Origin of the sequence: Arenibacter echinorum (assembly GCF_003259375.1) — a bacterium.
Lineage (GTDB): Bacteria > Bacteroidota > Bacteroidia > Flavobacteriales > Flavobacteriaceae > Arenibacter > Arenibacter echinorum.
On sequence record NZ_QLLN01000006.1, the window covers coordinates 1 to 17,086 of the forward strand.

Below are 17,086 nucleotides of genomic sequence, written 5' to 3' on the forward strand. Positions count from 1 at the left end.
TCCTATGAAAAGCACTAGTCCAGTTCCTTAAAGTTAATATTTTATTTTTTATCAGTCCATATTGGTGATTTTGGGGTGTTGAATTGTTGGCAACCCTTGTCAGCTTTTTACTTGGTTGTCAATACTTCAACACCATATATAACTTGCTCCGCATCCTATATGTGATCGATCCTAGATTATGAACGTCACCGGCATCTGTATGATTATAAGTTATAATAAGCCCGGCCACTTGCTATAAAAATGTGATCCCAATTCCTTGGGCCACCCACGTTGTTTTGTGGTACTGGCTTTGAATACTTCGTTGTGAGCTTTGTTATCTGGTTGCTGTTTATCCTTTAGGTTATTCCAATACCCCTATCACATAAGGGGTCTCCGTCTTTATTACCGCCAGTGTCCTGCTCAGCAGTTTCCTGGCCACCTTTATGATAATGCTCTTTACGTTCTTGCCATGGTGCTTGCGGTAATAGGCCTGCATAACAGGATCCGCCCGTATCGCCTGCCAGGCAGCCTCCACAAAGTAGGACCGGATCAAACGGTGCGCCCTTGGCGTTATCCCCAGTGTCCTATAATTACTTCCGCTCTGGTGCACCCCTGGGGCCAGGCCTACATAGCCCGCCAGATGCTTTACGCTGTTGAACCTCCTCAGGTCCCCCAATTCACAAAGAATGCCGCATGCCACTATCCCTCCGATTCCGGGAATACTCCGCAGCAGCATATAATCCTTCTTGTAGTGGACTTTGCAATACCTCCTGAGTTGGGTAGAAACATCGCGCAGTTCCTGATCCACGAAACGAAAAAAACGCATCCTGCTCTCCAAGGTCGCCTTCGCCGTGGGATATCCAAAGACCAAATCGTCCAACCACTTCCGATACTTGTGGCTCCAATGGTCGTTGTCGAACTCCTCGGGTTCCTTGATACCAAAATAGAGCAACTGCATCTTGATGTAGCTCTTGATCCGCCTATAGTCCTTTACGAGATCGTTGCGCCTACGGAAAAGGCTCCTGAGCTGTTCCCGTTCCTTCCCTGGTACGTGGATGCTGTCCAGACGACCGTCCTTAAGTTCCCTACTCAGCAATTGAGCATCGATCATATCGGTCTTTGCATGGAGTTCCCGTCCCTTTCTGTGTACGTCGGCAGGGTTCACCACCATTGAACGCCAACCATAACCCTCAAAGCAACGATGGGCATGGTAACCACAGCAACCGGCCTCATAGACAACATTGACCTCATGTCCTGCAAAATGTTTGTCTACATACTTTCGTAAAAGTTCCGGATCGGGAGCCATGCTAAAGGATTTGCCTGAAAAAAGGTCCGTGGAACAATGAATCTTCCAGCTTCGTTTGTGTATATCGATACCAATGAATAACTTAGGTGTGGCAGTAATTTGAGTGTTCATATCTTTAAGGTTTTAGCTATAATTTAAAGATACTCGACTTACTGCTTTTTCATCGATGCTATAATTAATGGCTGGTTCTCACCTACTTACGAAAATCCACCCACGCCCAAAAGCGTGGCAGGACGGATTTTCTATTTCGTTTGTATTTGCTAAATTAGGTGGTAAAAACACGCAACAAACCATATACAAACACGTTGGCAATAATTTAAAAATGACAAATAGTACTACAAATAAACTTTTACTGATAAACGTAATTCTAATAGTTTTAATGTTTATCGCAAACGAATTTTGGACTGAATTAGGACTAACCGATTCGTAAAACATTTATTACGCTTTAATCGGAATTATAATATTCGGAATCAGTACTGGTGGAATTTTTGTCGGAATTAAAGAACTGAAATCGAAGGGAAATAAAACTCTGATTGGACTAATTGGAAACTCAATTCTGACTTTACTTTTCTTAATTGCTTTTTTCTATATTGCTCTGACAATGGAAAGATAAATGAATGATGACTGAATTGAATCTGAATAAAAAACTATTGCCAACACCGTATTTAAAAAATGGCAGAATTTGCGCAAGCCATTTGGTTTGCGCTTTTTTATTATCTTCCATCTATCGGAAAAGTATGTTTATTAAAATCAGCTACTTTTCATATACGGAGCCGTTATACCCAATTAGAACATTATTAATGAGAACAGCTATAGTTAAAATCATAACCCTAACATTTTCAATTTTAATTATAGTAACGTTATTTGGTTGTAACTCAAAAAATAAAGAGTCTATTAAAGATACTAAAAGGGTAACTTCCCAAAATGTTCTTTCCGTTGTGATTGATTCTATTAATTCAGATATAAACAACGGAGATTATGGATTAATTGACCGCTTTATGGTCATTCGAAATGACGAGTTATTGGCAGATTACAAATATGAACAGGACTATGAAACCATGGCTCAGAAATATGACACAGTCAATCATCAATTCAATTTCAATAGTACTGATTGGCATCCATACTACAAGCAAACTGAATTACATACCCTTCAGTCTGTCACCAAAAGCATTACTTCAATCCTTTTAGGTATTGCGTTGGATTTGAATGGGGATTATAATGTTAGCAACAAAGCAATGCCTTTATTGACTGGTTATAATACTGACTTTCAAGATAAACAAAAGCAAAATATATCTATTGAAGATTTATTGACTATGAGAAGTGGATTACAATGGAATGAAGAAACCGATCATAATGATACTACAAATGACTGTTTTAGGCTGGAATCAAGTGACAACTGGATAGAGTATGTATTGAGCAAACCTATGGATACTATACCGGGAACAAAATTCGTGTATAATGGTGGAGCAACTGTACTTCTAGGTAAAATCGTTAGAACCATTACGGGCAAACGAATTGACGATTGGGCAGAAGAAAAATTATTTGAGCCACTCGGCATTACGGATTACTATTGGAAAGAAACGCCTTATGGAGAAATTGATACAGAAGGAGGTTTATATCTTAAGGCAGAAGACTTGGCTAAAATTGGTATATTGTTTTTGAACAAAGGGAAATGGAATGACAAACAAATTGTATCAGAAAGTTGGGTCAATACATCCACGAGCCCTTTAATCAAAGACGTAAAACCTGAATGGCGACGTGATATGGGATATGGCTATCAATGGTGGATTCCGGAATACACTAATAAAGGTGAATCCAGTATTTATGCAGGCAATGGATATGGTGGACAGTATTTAATGATGGCACCTGAATACAATTTAATAATCATCTTTAATGGCTGGAATATTAATGATGAGCCTGAAAAGTCGACTTGGAGAGTTTTACAAGACAGAATAATCCCTACACTTAAGAATAAATAACTGGGTATAAGAATGACTATAAGTAATTGGTTGTCCTCGTCTATTTTGGAGATTCCTGCGGAATTTCCAACTTGGCGTGTACTTTAAAAGTTAATCGCAAAACCACGCAACTAACCAAAGCCGAGACGTTGTACGTAATATAATTAATGATGAAAAAGAATTTGATCTACTATTTCACGCTGCTAGTTTTCTTTAGCTATAATTATGATTCTATCGCTCAAAGTCAAGATCGGAATAACTCCTTGGTTCTAAATAAGGCGACTCAAAAGCAACTAAAGGAATATGATAGTTTTTTCGTAGAAAATCATAAAAGACATATCAATGAGTTAGTTGAACTGATTGCCATCCCGACCATGTCGATGCAACCAGAAAACAAGCCAGAACTCAAAAAAGCTGCAGACTTACTTAAAGACATGCTCCATACCATTGGTATGGAAAACACAGAAGTGTATTTCACCAATGAATTGCCAGTAGTTACTGCCACCTATACACGCCACAAAAGGCAACCTACCATCCTTTTTTATGGGCATTTTGATGTGCAACCTGTCAATAAAGAACGTTGGAAAAGCGACCCATTTAGTGCAGAAATAAGAGATGAAAGGCTTTATGGAAGAGGAGCCACCGATGACAAGGGGCCTATTATTGCTTTAATTAGCGCAATAGAAGGATTGATAAAAGTGGATGGCAATCTTCCTGTCAACATCAAGCTACTATTGGATGGTGGCGAAGAAATGGGGAGTCCACATTTACCAATATGGTTAGCTTCAAATCAAGACTGGCTAAGTGACATTGATTTTGGAGTTAATGTAGATGCCATGATGAATAATGACAACCAAGGAATGATGTGGAAAGGACTACGAGGAGCCGCAGACCTTGAAGTCACTATTACTTCGGCAAATACCGATTTGCACTCAGGTATCTACGGAGGTGTTGCACCAAATGCTGCTTTAGCAGCTTCTAAAGTGATTGCTTCCCTTTGGAATAAAGATGGATCAATAGCTATTAAAGGATTTTATGATGGCCTAAGGCAATATTCTGAAAAAGAACGAAAGGAAATTGCTGCTGTTGTAGACCAAGATCAACAAGCTAAGGATTTAAAGAAATTTGGCATCGACCAATGGATCGGAGAGAGAGAATACTCCTTTTATGAGCGTCCTTGGATTCGTACCTCAGTAGACATTACAGGGTTTAAAGCTGGTTATACTCAAGGTAAGGCCTCTATTATACCTCACACTGCTTGGTTCAGAATGTTGGCAAGGACGGGGCCCGACCATGATCCTAAAGAAGTATTGGAAATGCTTAAAAAACACGTCAAAGATAGTCTCCCATGGGGATTGAAAGTGGATTTCAAAGAAAGTGTGATGGGCACTGCACCTGTTTTCGATGAAAGTGATTTGGGCTTTAGAATAGGCAAACAAGTATTAACAGACTTTTTCGGGACCCCACCGATCATACTTTATATTGGAGGTACCGTGCCGGCCCTATCGTCTATTCCCGATGGTGGTGGCCCAAATTTAGTTTCCGTAGGCTTTCAAAGGGGTGATGAAAATTTTCATGCTGACAATGAATATATGCGTATTGAGAGTTTCAAGAAAGGTCAGCGTATATACGTGAACTTGCTTCATGCATTTGTGAATCAATTGAATGAATAAATACTACTTACAACAAAGTATATGAGTTCATAGCACCCTAAGGGATGCAACATTTAATATACACGAACCGTTGGCAACAATTAAACCAATCGAAAAATGAACAATATTACGAGAAATCAAATTTTATTATCCTTTTTCGTTTCCTTGCTGATGGTGAGTTGTCAATATAAACAAAGCACAGAAGAACGTTCAGAAAACACTACTTCAGACCAAATAGAAAGCACATCAAGTAAATCTGAAAAAGAAATAAAAGCTATACTGGAAAGGATCTTGGCTGCAGTTGGAAACCGGGATGCTCAAGAATTGGATGACCTGAGTTTCGACCAGGCCAATATCGCATATACGTATCCGAAGGATGGACAATGGCAGCATAAAGAGATGACTATTGACTCGTATTTGCAAACCATCCGAGATATGAAAGATCCAAAGCCTATTTTAGAATCCGCCAATTCGTATAAGATAAATATAACCGAAGATCGATTGGCCTCAATAATAATGCCTACCGTCATTTCAAAATTCGGTGTTGCCAGTAGCAATGAGGTTAATCATGCTATAATGATGAAAGACAGTGACCAATGGAAACTGTTAAGTATTTCATGGACCGCTCACCGTATTCCCGAAGAAGAAAGAGAATTCGACTTAAATCTCTATGCACATAACTATGCACAAGTCTGGGGAAGTAACCGACCTGAGTTTGTTGCTATGTTTTATGCTGAAGACGGTTCATTACAAGTGAATGACGGAGAACCTGCCGTTGGTAGAAATGCCATTACAAATGTTGCTAAAGGATTTATGGACGCTTTTCCTGATATGATTGTTTCAATGGATAGTCTAATTACTAAATCGGACAAAAAACGATTCTATTGGACACTGACTGGAACAAATGACGTACCAAATGGAACTGGTAAGAAAGTTAAAATTAGTGGATTTGAAGAATGGATATTAAATGATGATGGATTAATCCAAGAATCAAAAGGCCATTTTGATGAAAAAGAATACAAGCGACAACTTGAATTTGGAACGGATAAATAATAACTACAGCCAACAATGTATATTTAAAATAGGCGGAACAATGTTGAAACACAGCTTTTGACTCATATCAAAGTTTGCGATTAACCGAATGTACAGTGCTTCGTAACCGCTTTCTTTTCATATACTTAAGGTTGGCAGTAAGCATGAACAAACACTACAACAAACACAATGAGACTTCCACCATACGACAAATTTCCAAGTATTTCGGGCGACAAAATATTGTTGCGACAAATTCAATTTTCCGACATCAATGACATTATTGAAATTTCATTCTACGACTCTATTCAAGCTACAACATTGACACAAGCAATAGAAATGCAAGCCAAAATAAATGTGGACTACAGTAACGGAAATTCAATACACTGGGGTATTGCAGACAAATTAACAAATAAGATTGTTGGAACATGCGGTTATTATCGTGGACTTGACAAAGGCGAAGGAGAACTGGGTTGTGTTTTATTACCTCAATACCGTGGACAAGGATATATGACTTTGGCAATGTTATTAGCAATTGAATTTGGACTAAATAATATTGGACTAAAACGCATTTGGGCTATAACAACTAAACAAAACGAAAAAGCAATAAAACTAATTGAGAAACTTAACTTTATTAAAATTGCAGATGTGGAGGACAATGAAGTAGAATACGAATTAAGACAAGATTTAAATCTAGCAGATTAATGGATAAAATGCCTACCGCTAACAGGTGTTTGGCTCAATGGCGGGTGACGTGGTTAATTTAACATTCTGCCTCGCATCAATTTTTGTGCTATATTGACAGTTATGTGCTCTGAAATCCGCCACTGCACCAACCGCCGAAAAGTTAGCATATATACTAGTACAATTTTAAACTAATTCAAAAAACTGAAAGACTTTTTTGTAAATACGATAGACACCTATCCAATCTATACGGGAATATTATTTTTACTGCTAGGAATTTTAATCTTTGCGTATCAGATTAATAAAAATGAAACATTCAATATGAACAAGCACGGACTTGCTTCATGGAAAGCTTTTGTAAATACCTGGGGAGTTGCAATCATGTTAACACTTTGGGGAATAATTTTGATTATAAGAAATTATTAATTTATGCCAAGAATCGAATTGCGAACAGAAATAAATGCACCTAAAGAAATTGTTTTCGACCTATCTCGGAGTATTGACTTGCATAAAATCTCAACACAACACACAAATGAAGAGGCCATTGATGGAATTACAACTGGCCTAATTGGACTGAACGAATCTGTCACTTGGAAAGCCAAACACTTTGGGATTTATCAAAATCTTACATCAAAAGTGACTGAGTTTGACCGACCAAACTATTTTGCAGACGAAATGGTTAAAGGTGCTTTCAAAAGTTTTAAACACGAACATCATTTTACGGACTTAAATCAAGGAACTCTAATGACGGACTTTTTTGAATACGAGTCACCAACAGGTATCTTAGGAAAGTTAGCGGACAAGTTGTTTCTCAAAAAGTATATGATGGATTTGCTCGAAAAACGCAATCAAACCATAAAAGAGTTTGCTGAGCGGACAATTGGAAAAAAGTAATTCCGGAATAAAAAGTAAGTATGCTAACACGGTGTATAATTAATTGCGGTCAGAATTTCCACTTGGAAATTCTCGCAATCAATTATCTTTAGCGTACGGGCGGACATTTTCCGTTGGAAAAGTCCGCATCTAACCATAAACTAGACCGTTGTAAGTAATTTAAACCATAATCACCACAAACATTGGAAAAATTAAAAGCATACTTCATTCAAGCTGGGTTTAGCGAAATTGATGTTGAAAAAATAACCAACGTCTTTCATTTCAAACAATTTAATAAAGGTGATTTTTTTATTAAAGAGGGAAAAATTACCAATCAACTCGCATTTATAGATGAAGGTTCTTTTCAATATTATTCCTTGTCAAAAGGAGAGGAACGCACTACCTACATTGCGCTTCAAAACTCTTTTGTCGCATCACTTTTAAGTTATTTGAGAGAAATACCTTCAAGGGAAAATATAAGAGCCTTAACAAAAGCTACCTTGTGGATTATTGACAAAAAAAATGTAGTTAAACTGCAAAATGAAGTTCCTGCATTTAAGGAATTTTATATTGGCCTTATAGAATGGCAAATTTGCTGTATCGACAAAAGCAAGTTTGACCTACTGACGCTTACGGCGGACGAGCGTTATAAAAAACTAATGGAAGAAGAACCTGAAATTTTACAGCAAATACCTTTGCAATACATCGCATCAATGATGGGAATTACACAAAGACATTTGAGTAGATTACGAAAAAATATTTGCTAAAAAGTAGTTTTGGACATTTGTCCAATAAAAACAACATTACTTGAAGCAATTTTGCATCATCATTTTAAATAAAAAGATATGCAAAAAAATGTTTTATTAGTTGTGTTACTTTTAATAGCAAGCGCAACATTCGCTCAAAGTAAATTTCCTGAAAATCAATTGAGCATCAATGGATTTAGAAACCCATCTATTGGATTGGAGTACCAACGCAATCAATTTTCAATTCACGCAGGTTATTATCCTACCAATTTTGAAAGTGGTGTAACCACCGAATTTTTAAAAGCAGGCATAACCTATTGGTTTCTTCCTGTTGATGAAAAAGAAATTCCATCCTCTTTTTACGGCGGACTGTCCTATTTGAGAGGTACTACAAGGGTGTATAAAGATGAAAATGCCTTGGGAGTAGAAGCAGGTTTTCGTTGGTATGTTTGGAAAGGCTTAAACTTTCGTATAGGTGTAATTGCACTAACAGCTGAAGGAAAGGATTTAAAAATTAACCCAACACCAAGTATCAGTTATTCATTCAAATTCTAAACGATAATGAAAACTGAAAAAACCATTGGAATTTTACTGATTGTTGGAGTCATCGGCATTTTCGTTCCCTATACTATCTTGACAATGATATTTGAATATCCAACCATATTAAGGCAAGATACAGGCACTATTTTAATAAAATTTTATAATGGTGGTAATCCTTTAATATGGACTTGGTGGGCTTTTGCAATATTAGGTCTACCCATATTGGAAGCTTGTATTTTAATAGGCCAAAAGATAGAATCTAAATTTTACTTTGTAAGATTGGCAACAATTCTTGGTGTCATTGGCTTAATGGTTCAAGTATTAGGATTATTGCGCTGGACCTTCGTTGTACCAGTTTTAGCCAAAGATTTTGTGCTTGGTAACGAGATGACAAAAGAAGCGGTAACTGTTGCGTTTAAAGTAGTTCACCAATATGGAGGAATCATTTTAGGCGAACACATCGGACAGTTATTTACGATTGCTTGGACAGTTATGATAACGTCTGCGTTTGAAAAACTTAAACTCTTCCCAAAGTGGATTATATGGCTTGGATATGCCGCGTCAATTATTTATTTGCACAAGCAGAGTTATTCTCAACAGTGATTCCAAATTTCCCTGTATGGAATATAGCAGGATTTTTAGGTAGTACGATTTGGCTAATATGGTTATTGATAATTGGTATTAAATTCATAAAAACAGAAATCCATTAACAAGAAAAAAGTTGCATTAATTTGTAACAAAATCCGAGTTGAAATCACCTATAGCATATAAACATTTAAAACAACTAATTTGATCACAAAAATTTTATTGACAGCAAGCGCATTCTTTTTGGGACTGATGGGAATTGGTTAGTCCTTTTTGCCAAATGAAATATTCATATATTTAAATATGGGCTCAAATCCCATTTTATATCTTCTACTTCAATTATTAGGCGCACTCTATCTTGGATTAGGAATTATGAATTGGATGGCGAAAGGCACATTGATTGGAGGAATTTATAATAGGCCTATGGCAATTGGAAATTTTATGCATTTTGGTGTTTGGGCAATCACTTTAGTGAAAATTGTATTCGGAATCAAAGTACATACTGAAATTATAATTTCACTTACAGTTATTTACACTATTCTAGCTTTATGTTTTGAATATGTATTTCTAACTAATCCAATTAAAGTCGGAACCGAAAAATAAAACAAATGAAAAAAACACTTTACATTTTACTGATTATTTTTGGAGCCTCTGTTCGTGTATTTAGTCAGGAAACACTATTAAGTCCATTAAATAATCCAGCTCACAAAAACCTTATAAAGTCCGAAACTTCGGAAATGACTTGGTTTATGCTTAAAGATTCTCTTATAGTAGAAATAGGAAATGTGCAAACTAAAATTCAGAAAGAAAAAGAGCGACTATATATTATAACAACAGTCAATATGAAACAGTCTCCTAATGAATGGATTGACAGTACAATCGTTGAAACACTGAACTTTAAACCTATATATCATTCTTCATTCAACCAACAGAGAGATATGGTATTGAAATTTGGAAAAAAAATTACAGGCTATTATTTTGATAAACAAACAGAAACTAAAACGCAGATTTCTGAAGTCGCTGACAAGCCTTTTTTTGACAGTAATTTCTACCCTCAATTAATAAGATTCCTGCCATTAAAAGATACATATTCAAGCACTATTTCTATTTTTGACTATAACCCCAGCTCCGTAATTGGAATAATTACTGCAACAATAAAAAACACAGAACAGACCACTATAAGTTTCAATGGAAAGAAGAGACAAGTTTGGAAAGTTGAAACTACAGATGACATTTCAAACAACGCTGCTATAAGCACATATTACATAGATACATCGACAAGAAAAGTACTTATATAATCAATTGATTTTGGCAGCATAAAAATGCTGATGGAATTAGTAGAATAGGGAAAAACACACATCGTATATGAACTATAGCTAGCATTAATTTAAGAAACTCGAACTAAATTGGAGATTATAGAAAAATATAAAAACGAATATCTGATTTCAACAGATAGTAAAAAATTGGAGATTTCATCAATTCACAATTTTTTGACCAACGAATCTGGATGGAGTAATGGAATTTCATTTGATAAGGTAAAAAAATCAATAAATAATTCCTTGAATTTCGGAATGTATCTTGACTCAAAATTAATTGGTTATGCAAGAGTTATTTCAGACTTTTCTACTATCGCATATCTTGGAGATATTTTTATTTTAAAAGAATATCGAGGACTTGGGTTGAGTAAATGGCTTATGGAAACAATTATGGATCATAAACATTTACAAGATTTAAGACGTTGGATTTTATTGACAAGCACAGCGGAGTGGCTCTATGAAAAATACGGATTTACAAAACTACCCAAACCAGAAATCTATATGGAAAAATTTAATCCGAATGTTTACCAAAATAAGGAACAAACTAATGCCAACAATGTATAACTGCAATTACGGCTCATTCGACTACGTCCGAATCCACTCGCAATTGATATTGTCAGTGCTAGACCGAAAATAATGGCTAATTTGCCCCTCGCTAGCCATAATTTCCTTTGACAAAAAAGTGAAGGTATATAAATTTCATACAACACCGTGTATAAGCCATTGCTTGTTCAGCGCTAATCTGGAAAATCCTATCGGATTTCCCAACGCAGTTTTGTACTTTTAATGGTTCGTGCCGAGACACGCAACGGCCCATACACAAAAACGATGATGTTGCATTAGTTCATATCATTTTTATTTTATTTTAAAGGAATTCATATGTTCGCTGCGCTCGGAACTCCTACGTCGAGCCTATGTGCTACATCTCGTGTGCCAACGCCCCAACTCGCCGACTGCTGTCGCAGATGTCGCCCGCACAAAGGGAAATGCAACATCATCCCAGCGCTATGTCAGATCACATAAAACCGAAGGATAAGAGTACTTTTTCTTCGAACGACGCTCAACGGAAGAAATCAACGCAACATATCAAGTCACTATATGTAATCTATTCATGCCATTTCCATTGTATTAAAACCCATCCAGAAAAGGTTTTCACTATATTTCCATAAAATATCGCACCAACGCTACAACTCGCCCACTGCTCTCGCAGATGGCGTACATAGCGCTGCGTTAGCAGCAAGCACAAAAAACAAATATGGAATTAACAGATACAATAAATCAAGTAGTCAATCTGACGAAGGATGAAAAATTATCTATCGAAAAGTATTTTACAGTTAAAACTTTACCCAAAGGAGGATTATGGATTAAAGAAGGTCAATACTGTAACCATATAGCTTTTATTAAAAAAGGGATTTGTCGGATATTCTATAATGACCAGGATGGGAATGAAATCAGTTGTTTCTTTATGCCTGAAAACAATTTCATTTCTTCGTATACGAGCTTTTTAACGCTAACCCCAACTAAGGAAAATATTGAAGCCGTTGAGGATTTAGAAATGCTGGTTATTAATAGAGAAGATTTAGAGAAATTATCTAAAGAGGTTCCAAAAGTTCAAATCTGGAGAAGAGTTATTGCTGAAAACCTATTTATTCTTTTGGAAAGACGTATTTCAATGCTTCAATCCAAAACGGCACAAGAACGTTATGAAAATCTGATTAAAGAAAATGGCGATATCCTTCTAAAGGTACCATTACAATACACCGCTAGTTTTCTTGGTGTTACCCCACAACACCTTAGTAGATTAAGAAAAAATAGTGTAAAGTGATTTCTTAACATTTGTTCAGTGGCTACACATTTATCTCTCCCATTTTTGTAGTGTAATTAATAATAACACTCACAAATAAAATTAGAACAAATGGAAAATAAGATTCATACTGTACTCGGAGCGAATGGAGCAATTGGAAAAGCCGTTATAAAGGAACTAGAAATTCGACAACTTCAAATAAGAAAAGTTAGTTCAAAGCCTACCTGGGTTCAAGCAGATTTACTTCGTAAAGTAGACGCTGAGAAAGCCATTGATGGCAGCAGTTACGTTTATCTCTGCATAGGCCTTCCATACAATGCTAAGATTTGGGAAACTCAATGGCCTCAGATAATGCAAAATGTGATTGACGCCTGTGAAAAGTCTCAAGCTAAGCTGATATTTTTAGATAATATCTATATGTACGCTTCGCCTTTACCTATTCCGTTTGATGAAAGCACGCCTCAAAACCCTCATTCAAAAAAAGGAAAAGCTCGTAAACAAACTGCTGATTTAATGATAAAAGCCTTAAGAGATAAAAAGATTAAAGGACTGATTGGACGCTCTGCTGATTTTTACGGAGAAGGTGCGGTAAACAGTCCCTTTTATATTTCTTTTTTGGAACGAATGCTACAGGATAAAGGGCCACAAACCCTCGTTTCGGCTGATATAGAACATACATATGCCGATGTTCTTGATAATGGACGAGCTTTAGTGGAATTGGCTTTGAATGATGATTGTTATGGTGAAGTATGGCATTTACCGGTTGGAGAACCAATAACGACAAATGGAATGCTTGCTATATTTAATGAAAAATTGGGCAGCAATTTTAAAGTAAGTGTGATGCCAACTTTATTAAAAAAAATATTGCCAATTTTTATACCTATGATAAAAGAAGCTAAAGAAATGGAGTATCAGTTTGCACAGAAGTACGTCATGTCTGATAATAAGTTCAGAAAGAGATTTCCCAATTTCCATGTTTCTAATTATCAAGATGGAGTTAATAGAATGGTGGAATCGTTTAAAGACATTGAAAAATAAAACGCGAGCTGCTAACAAGGTATAAAAGCAATAGCGATTTGGGTATCTAATAGAACCGTTTTTGCATTTGATTAGGTATATTACACAGTAAAGTAAGTGCAGCTAATCCGCTACTGCTCTTATACAAAAGCGTTATGTGTAATTTTGAATCCCAAGTAAAAAAGCAACCAAACAAATTAAATCTAAAAAAATGATTTACTATTGGCTACACTTGTTTTACATCTATCTAGGTGCGAAATTCTTTTGGAACAAGGTTGACATAGAATCAGACCTTTCTAGAATTAGAACTGTCAAAATAATGGATTGTGATAGTTTGCGATACATGGCTAATTCTAAATATTTCTATTACATGGATTTTATAAGATTTGAAATACTCTTTAGATCGAAGCTTTACGATAATACATTTAAGAAAGGAATATTTCCAGTTTTAGGTTCTCAAAAATTCATTTATAAAAAACCCTTAAAAAGATGGACAAAATTTAAAATCACTATAAGTCTGGAAGGCTGGGATGACAAATGGGTTTATCATCGTCAAACTTTCAGGCAGAAAGGTGAAATATATGCAGTTGGATATACCAAAGTTGCATTTTGGAAAAACAAAAAAGCATTAAACATGCGGAATATTATTTATGATAGCGGATTTCATAAAACAGAGATGAAGCCAGCAGCTAATATTTTAAACATGTTTAAAGATGATTACGACATATTGAAAACTCTAAAATAATGAGAAAACTACATACAACACCGTTAAAAATTCATGTTCAATTTTGTTTCTAACACAAAGTTTTTTCACTTTTATACAACTGATTTTCCGATGGAAAATCAGCCGCGTGTTTACACGCACAAACCATACAAAAGACCGTTAGCCTTAATAAAAAATGATACTTATAGATAACCCATATATTTCAGATTTTCTAATAAGAACTATTAAAGAAAATAATTTTGAAATTATTTCTACTAAAGAAGCGAAGTCATTGATTAATGATGATTCTCTGAATTGGATTTCTGAAAATGATGCGAAGAATATAATCTTAACCAGCCCGAACCCTATTATTTACACAAATTCTGAGAACTCATTAACCTGGATTTTCAACAATCTAAAAGAAATTAACCTACCTAACCAAATAAGATTATTTAAGGACAAACTTAAATTTAGAGAACTGACTAAAGATATCTTTCCTAATTTCCTGTTTAGAAAAATTAAAATAGATGAAATTCAAACCTTAGATATTGATGAATTAAAATTGCCATTTGTCATTAAGCCTTCATTAGGGTTTTTTAGTATTGGAGTACACATTGTTCGTAACAAGTCTGACTGGTATACTGCTCAAAAAGAATTAAACTATGATAATCTAAAAAGCATTTACCCTAAAGAGGTAATGGATGCTTCTACTTTTATTATAGAAGAATACATAGAAGGAGAAGAATTTGCCATAGATGCTTATTTTAATAATGATGGAGAAGTAGTTATTCTAAATATTCTACATCATATGTTTTCTTCAAATACTGATGTAAGTGATAGGGTTTACTCTACTTCTCAAAGCATAATTCGTAAGTACAAAGAAAGCCTTGAAAAGTTTTTAAATCCCATAGGAAAAAAAGCTGATTTGAAATACTTTCCTTTACATGTAGAGGTTAGAATTGATAAAAAAGGAGTAATAAAACCAATAGAAATAAACCCGCAACGATTTGGAGGCTGGTGCACGACTGGAGATCTTTCGTGGTATGCATTTAAGTTCAATTCATACCAATATTTCATTCAAAATGAAAAACCGAATTGGGATGAAATTTTCAAAAATAAGAAAGATGAAATTTATAGCATTATTTTATTAAACAATAATTCAGGTTTTAAACCATCAGAAATCTCTTATTTTGATTTTGATCTGCTTAAACAAGATTTAGAAAATATATTAGTTATCAGAAAATTAGATTTTAAAAAATATCCTGCATTTGGAATCTTATTTACTGAAACAAGTGAAGGAAATGAAAGAGAACTAAAAGAAATCCTAAATTCTGATTTAAGGAAATATATTAGAGAATAGAAATTACTAAGGCTAACAACGCATAAAAATAATTAGGTAGTTATTGCTTAATCAAAGTTTAGTACCGTTTTGTTACGTTTGATTTTCCTCCACGCTAAAAAGCGTGGCAGGACGGAGAGTCCGCGCACACAAAACCGCACTATTCCCAAACATAAACATTAGGTACAAGCGAATTGTAAATTAGAGCATACTATAATAAATTGAATTTTATTTAAAACACTTTTGCAACTAATCCCATGAATGTATTACAAGAAGAAATGATTTTACCAAATGGAGTAATCCTAAGTAATAGAATTGCCAAATCAGCAATGAGTGAGAATTTATCCAACAAACATCACGAGCCAACAGCTATTCTGATAAATGCATATAAAACATGGGCTCAAAGTGGTGCAGGATTATTGATTACTGGAAACATTATGATTGATTCGGAGGCAATTGGAGAACCAAGAAATGTAGTTGTTCAAAATAGAAAAAATATTGAAATTCTTAAAAAATGGGCTGAAAGTGTAAAAGGCACAAAAACACATTTATGGGCTCAGATAAACCATCCCGGCAGACAAGCTATGGAACAAATTAACAGTAGTTTAAAAGCTCCTTCCGCTGTACCTCTAAAAACTGGTGGAAGAAAAAAAACAACAAAAAAAGTACCTGAGGTTTTAAGAGAAAGTGAGATTCTAGAAACAATTGAAGCTTTTGCCAATACATCCATTATATTAAAAGAAGCAGGCTTTTCAGGAATTCAGATCCATGGTGCACATGGTTATTTAGTTAGTCAATTTCTATCGCCTTATACAAATATTAGAAAAGATAAATGGGGAGGAAACTTAGAAAATAGATCCAGATTTGTTGTTGAAGTTTATAGAAAAATTAGAGAACGCGTAGGAAATAATTTTCCTGTTGGAATTAAATTAAACTCTTCGGACTTTCAAAAAGGTGGATTTTCAGAAGAAGAATCAATGGAAGTTGTCAAAATCCTTTCAAAGGAAGGAATTGATTTAATAGAAATATCAGGAGGAACATATGAAGCTCCTGCAATGATGGGAAAACGCAAAGAGAGCACAATAAAAAGAGAAGCTTATTTTATAGATTATATTGATAAAGTGAGAAAAATAACAAATACTCCATTAATGTTAACAGGAGGATTCCGCACTACTTCAGTGATGCGAGATGCCATTGCTTCTAATCAATTGGATATTATTGGAATTGCCAGACCTTTTGCTGTGTTCCCTAATATTGGGAATGAAATATTTAACGAAAGTCGAGCTGATTTTACAACAAAAATTAAAAAAACAGGAGTAAAAGCAATTGATGGAATGATGAATATAATATGGTATGAATCACAAATAAAACGAATAGGACAAGGAAAAAAAACTAAGCCTGAATTAAGTGGATGGTCTGTCTTTTTTAAATATTTATGGCTAATAATAGAGCAAAAACTAATAAGTAAAACAAAAAATCCAGTGCCTAGCAATGTATAAAAATAATTAGGTAGTTAATGCTTAATCAAAGTTTAGTACCGTTTTGTTACGTTTGA

General features: G+C 35.1%; 17 protein-coding genes. 16 read left to right on the forward strand and 1 reads right to left on the reverse strand.

Going from position 1 to position 17,086, the window contains the following annotated elements; translation table 11 throughout:
* Positions 1–340: 340 nt before the first annotated feature.
* Complete coding sequence (locus LV92_RS15530) at positions 341–1,396, reverse strand: IS110 family RNA-guided transposase (protein ID WP_085501051.1); 1,056 nt, start codon at positions 1,394–1,396, stop codon at positions 341–343.
* 689 nt (positions 1,397–2,085) lie between these two features.
* Here LV92_RS15530 and LV92_RS15540 point away from each other — a divergent pair.
* The 16 genes from LV92_RS15540 (at position 2,086) to LV92_RS15615 (ending at position 17,030) form a co-directional block, all read left to right on the forward strand.
* Positions 2,086–3,264, forward strand: a complete 1,179-nt coding sequence (locus LV92_RS15540; RefSeq protein WP_170126340.1) for a serine hydrolase domain-containing protein — start codon at positions 2,086–2,088, stop codon at positions 3,262–3,264.
* Positions 3,265–3,410: 146 nt separating this feature from the next.
* Positions 3,411–4,916: a M20/M25/M40 family metallo-hydrolase gene (locus tag LV92_RS15545; RefSeq protein ID WP_111624542.1), complete on the forward strand. Its 1,506-nt coding sequence runs from the start codon at positions 3,411–3,413 to the stop codon at positions 4,914–4,916.
* Positions 4,917–5,012: 96 nt separating this feature from the next.
* Entirely contained in the window at positions 5,013–5,948 is a 936-nt protein-coding gene (locus LV92_RS21910; RefSeq protein WP_211323001.1) for an ester cyclase, read from the forward strand.
* A gap of 168 nt (positions 5,949–6,116) precedes the next feature.
* Complete coding sequence (locus LV92_RS15555) at positions 6,117–6,629, forward strand: GNAT family N-acetyltransferase (RefSeq protein WP_111624543.1); 513 nt, start codon at positions 6,117–6,119, stop codon at positions 6,627–6,629.
* A 408-nt stretch (positions 6,630–7,037) separates the two neighbouring features.
* Entirely contained in the window at positions 7,038–7,502 is a 465-nt protein-coding gene (locus LV92_RS15560) for an SRPBCC family protein (RefSeq protein ID WP_111624544.1), read from the forward strand.
* Positions 7,503–7,684: 182 nt separating this feature from the next.
* Complete coding sequence (locus LV92_RS15565) at positions 7,685–8,248, forward strand: Crp/Fnr family transcriptional regulator (RefSeq protein WP_111624545.1); 564 nt, start codon at positions 7,685–7,687, stop codon at positions 8,246–8,248.
* Positions 8,249–8,326: 78 nt separating this feature from the next.
* On the forward strand, positions 8,327–8,782 hold the full coding sequence (locus LV92_RS15570; protein WP_111624546.1) for a hypothetical protein: 456 nt from the start codon (positions 8,327–8,329) through the stop codon (positions 8,780–8,782).
* Between the two features lie 6 nt (positions 8,783–8,788).
* Positions 8,789–9,370: a DUF4386 domain-containing protein gene (locus tag LV92_RS15575; protein ID WP_211323002.1), complete on the forward strand. Its 582-nt coding sequence runs from the start codon at positions 8,789–8,791 to the stop codon at positions 9,368–9,370.
* A 285-nt stretch (positions 9,371–9,655) separates the two neighbouring features.
* Entirely contained in the window at positions 9,656–9,955 is a 300-nt protein-coding gene (locus LV92_RS15580) for a hypothetical protein (RefSeq protein WP_245946401.1), read from the forward strand.
* Positions 9,956–9,960: 5 nt separating this feature from the next.
* Positions 9,961–10,650 carry a DUF3108 domain-containing protein gene (locus LV92_RS15585; RefSeq protein ID WP_111624547.1) on the forward strand — a complete coding sequence of 230 codons (690 nt, stop codon included), beginning with the start codon at positions 9,961–9,963 and terminating at the stop codon, positions 10,648–10,650.
* Positions 10,651–10,758: 108 nt separating this feature from the next.
* Positions 10,759–11,232: a GNAT family N-acetyltransferase gene (locus tag LV92_RS15590; protein WP_111624548.1), complete on the forward strand. Its 474-nt coding sequence runs from the start codon at positions 10,759–10,761 to the stop codon at positions 11,230–11,232.
* Positions 11,233–11,923: 691 nt separating this feature from the next.
* Positions 11,924–12,493, forward strand: coding sequence for a Crp/Fnr family transcriptional regulator (locus LV92_RS15595; RefSeq protein WP_111624549.1), 570 nt, complete (start codon positions 11,924–11,926; stop codon positions 12,491–12,493).
* 90 nt (positions 12,494–12,583) lie between these two features.
* Positions 12,584–13,510 (forward strand): NAD-dependent epimerase/dehydratase family protein, encoded by a 927-nt coding sequence (locus LV92_RS15600; RefSeq protein WP_111624550.1) that lies wholly within the window; start codon positions 12,584–12,586, stop codon positions 13,508–13,510.
* Between the two features lie 298 nt (positions 13,511–13,808).
* Positions 13,809–14,234: an acyl-CoA thioesterase gene (locus LV92_RS15605; protein WP_262511304.1), complete on the forward strand. Its 426-nt coding sequence runs from the start codon at positions 13,809–13,811 to the stop codon at positions 14,232–14,234.
* Between the two features lie 154 nt (positions 14,235–14,388).
* Positions 14,389–15,552: an ATP-grasp domain-containing protein gene (locus LV92_RS15610; RefSeq protein WP_111624552.1), complete on the forward strand. Its 1,164-nt coding sequence runs from the start codon at positions 14,389–14,391 to the stop codon at positions 15,550–15,552.
* A gap of 236 nt (positions 15,553–15,788) precedes the next feature.
* A complete protein-coding gene (locus LV92_RS15615) occupies positions 15,789–17,030 on the forward strand; it encodes an NADH:flavin oxidoreductase/NADH oxidase family protein (protein ID WP_111624553.1) in 1,242 nt (413 codons plus the stop codon).
* The last annotated feature ends 56 nt before the right edge of the window (positions 17,031–17,086 follow it).